We start from the raw sequence: 3,072 nt of genomic DNA, 5'->3' as shown, positions 1-3,072 counted from the left end.
CAGCAGGCGCGTGGGCTGCTCGACCGAGGCGGTGCGCACGTGGGCGGACACCTCGTCGAACGCGTCGGCGTCGAAGTATCCGGCGTCGCGGTAGACCCGCATGCGCGCCACGAATGCGTCGGTGGTCGGCTCGGGGTGGAACTGGGTCGCCCACAGCCCGACTCCCGCGCGGTAGGCCTGCACCGGGCACAGGTCGTTCTCGGCGAGCAGCGTCGCGCCCGGGGGCACGCTCGCGGCCGCCTCTTTGTGCGCGGTGAGCGCCTCGAAGCGCGGCTGCAACAGGCCGAACAGCTCGTCTACGCGCCCGTCGCGGGTCAGAGAGATCGCAGCCGGGCCCGTTCCCTCGGGATGCCGCAGAGTCACCTCGCCGCCCAGCAACCGCGTCACCACCCCGATGCCGTAGCAGGTGAACATCGCGTTCGTGCGTCCCTCGATGGCCGCCGCCGCGAGCCGCTCGAGGTCGCGCTCGAGCCGTTTCTGCTCGTCGGTCGCGTCGGGATCGGTGACGTTGAACGGGCTGCCTCCCACGACGACCGCGGCGAAGCGGTCAAGGTCGGCGGGCAGCGGCTCGCGCACGAGGTCGTGGTGCACGAGTTCGTCGGAACGCACCCCGAGGCCGTCGCGGAACGACTCCCATTCCGCCACGGCCGCATCGCGCTGCGGGCGGGCGCAGACGTAGAGCAGGGACGCGGTCACCCAGGGATTCTATGCGGGGTGAACCCCATGGATGCCGAGGGTGAAACGCAACGACACCGGCGACCGTGCGGCGGGTCAGCGCGAGGACTGCGCGGTGCGGCCGCGAACGATCCCGACGAACGTGTCGACATCGGGGGTCGTGCGCTCGCGCGGCCAGGCCAGGGCCACCGCGGACACGGGGCCGTCGCGCAGGACGCGGTACTTCACGTCGCGCCGCCGGTGGGCCCGGGCCAGCGACATCGGCACGATCACGACGCCGACGCCCGCGGCGACGGTGGCGATCGCGTCGGCGGTGTCCGCCGGAGGCGTGAAGGCCGGGGGGACGGCATCCGGGACCGTGACGTGTACCACGTCGTCGGCCGGGACGATCACGACCTCGCCCGCGAGATCGGCCAGATCGAGCTCTTCGGCCGCGGTCAGGTCGGAGTCCGTCGACATGACGACCACGGGCTGCTCCTCGTAGAGGCGGATCACGTGCAGGTCGTCGGCGTCGTCGAGGGGGAGGCGGACCAGGGCGGCGTCGACCTCGTCGAGGGCGGAGCGCTGCGTGGCCACGGGGACCTCGCGCAGTTCGAGGGTGACGTGCGGCATCCGCTCCCGCCACAGGGCGATCCACTTGCCGGGGGTCGCGCCCGGGATCGCGCCCAGGACGAACGAGCGCGGTTCTTCGGCGGGGGTGCGCTCCGGCGTCGCGCGGGCACGGGGAGCGGGTTTCTTCGCGCCGGTGGTCCGCTTCGTCGCGGACGGTTTCGCGCCGCCCGCCCGACGCGGAGCGCCGCCGCGTCCGCGGGATCCGCTGCCGTTCGCCATGGCTCCAGGCTATCCGCGTCGGTACGGTGGTCGGATGATCGGCATCCTCGCTCTCGTCTTCGCCGGCCTCGCGGCCCTGCTGCACGTGTACATCTTCATCCTCGAGAGCGTGCGATGGTCGCGTCCGGCGACCTGGAAGGTCTTCGGCATCGCCGACCAGCGCGCGGCGGACATCACCAAGCCGATGGCGTACAACCAGGGGTTCTACAACCTGTTCCTGGCCGTCGGCGCCGCGGTCGGCGTGATCCTCTGGGCCGTGAACGGTGTGGGCGACGTCGCCGGACGCACGCTGCTGATCTTCTCGCTCGGGTCGATGCTCGCGGCGGCCCTCGTGCTGGTGACCTCGGGCCGGAAGTACCTGCGCCCCGCGACCCTGCAGGGCACGCTGCCGCTGATCGGTCTGGTGCTGACGATCCTGGCCTGATCTCGAGGAGCGGATGCCGCGCCGTCCGGGCGTGACGGCTACGGCGCCCGGACGAACGAAAACCCGCACGCTCCGGAGAGCCGTGCGGGTCGTGTGTGCCGGGACGCGGCGCTCAGGCGGCCAGACGCAGCCCCCGACGATCGGTCGCGACGGCCTCGCCGTCGTTGATGATCTCGTCGTCTCCGATGAGCGAGCCCACGGCGATGCGCGCGTTGTGACCGACCTGCGTGCGAACGCCGATGTGGGCGCCTGCACCGATGACCGCACCCGCGCAGATGTGCGCGTGTGGCTCGATGCGGGCCTCCGGACCGATGACGGCGTCGGATTCGATCCACGCCCCGCGTCCGACTCGAACACCGGCCGCGATCTGCACGCCGGGTTCGACGTACGCGCCGTTCTCGACCAGCGCCGACGGGTGGACCTTCGCGCCGTGCGCGACGAGTCCCCGACCGTTGACGTGCTTGCGGTAACGCAGCGTCTCGCCGTGGTCGTTCTCGATGTCGATGTAGTTCTTTCCCACGATCCCCTCCGATCGGCCCTCGGGCTGGCCGACATGTATGACAACCGGTCGGGAATGCCTTCCATTCCCTCACATGCTTCTTCGTCGCCGTTATCGGAATCGGTTTTTTCGATGTCGAGACATCGTCGGCATGCTCTCCCGGTGAAGTTGTCCCCCTGTTCTCGCACGGGTGACCGGGAGCCACGGGCGGGTTGACAGGCGCGGCTCGGCGCGTCGTGTTTCTGCGCGGAGGGTCGGGGCGGTGCCCTGCGGACGCGGCCGTCCCGTGGGCGGGCGCCCGGGGTCAGGCGGGCTGGCAGGTGGGGCACCAGTACACGTTGCGTTCGCTGGTGGCCGAGGCCCCCAGGCTCGTCGCGCGGATGGGTGTCCCGCATCGCCGGCAGGGGGCTCCCTCGCGCCCGTAGACCCAGAACCGTCGACCGGGTCTGCTGTCACCGGTGAACGTGCGTTCCGGACGCGGGAGGTTCGCGCGGATCATGCGCTCGCCGAGGGCGATCGTCGCCTGTGCGTCGATCTCGGTGGCGGGGCGGGTGGGGGCGATACCGCGCACGAAGAGCAGTTCGTTGGCGTACACGTTGCCGAACCCGGCGACGTTCCGCTGATCCAGCAGGGCCACGTGAGC

General features: G+C 71.2%; 5 protein-coding genes. 1 reads left to right on the top strand and 4 read right to left on the bottom strand.

Features of this window, described 5'->3' with window-relative positions:
* Both DBR36_RS14000 and DBR36_RS13995 read right to left on the bottom strand, forming a co-directional pair.
* On the bottom strand, nucleotides 1-696 hold a 696-nt coding region (locus tag DBR36_RS14000; protein ID WP_108320360.1), incomplete at its 3' end, for a GMP synthase.
* A gap of 75 nt (nucleotides 697-771) precedes the next feature.
* Nucleotides 772-1,506 (bottom strand): LysR substrate-binding domain-containing protein, encoded by a 735-nt coding sequence (locus DBR36_RS13995; protein WP_108320358.1) that lies wholly within the window; start codon nucleotides 1,504-1,506, stop codon nucleotides 772-774.
* Nucleotides 1,507-1,540: 34 nt separating this feature from the next.
* Between DBR36_RS13995 and DBR36_RS13990 the strand changes: the two genes are divergently transcribed.
* The gene (locus tag DBR36_RS13990; protein WP_108320356.1) at nucleotides 1,541-1,930 is read left to right on the top strand and encodes a DUF1304 domain-containing protein; all 390 of its coding nucleotides are present in this window, start codon (nucleotides 1,541-1,543) and stop codon (nucleotides 1,928-1,930) included.
* A gap of 112 nt (nucleotides 1,931-2,042) precedes the next feature.
* Here the strand turns inward: DBR36_RS13990 and DBR36_RS13985 are convergent, their stop codons facing one another.
* Nucleotides 2,043-2,450, bottom strand: a complete 408-nt coding sequence (locus DBR36_RS13985; protein ID WP_076673580.1) for a transferase — start codon at nucleotides 2,448-2,450, stop codon at nucleotides 2,043-2,045.
* A gap of 283 nt (nucleotides 2,451-2,733) precedes the next feature.
* Nucleotides 2,734-3,072, bottom strand: a 339-nt coding sequence (locus tag DBR36_RS13980; RefSeq protein WP_308810962.1) for a zinc finger domain-containing protein, incomplete at its 5' end; no start/stop codon positions are given.

The organism is Microbacterium sp. HMWF026 (genome assembly GCF_003061325.1).
In the GTDB taxonomy this organism is placed as follows: Bacteria; Actinomycetota; Actinomycetes; order Actinomycetales; family Microbacteriaceae; genus Microbacterium; species Microbacterium testaceum_E.
Note: the sequence above shows the minus strand (reverse complement) of the source record. Positions and strands in the feature narration are given on the sequence as shown.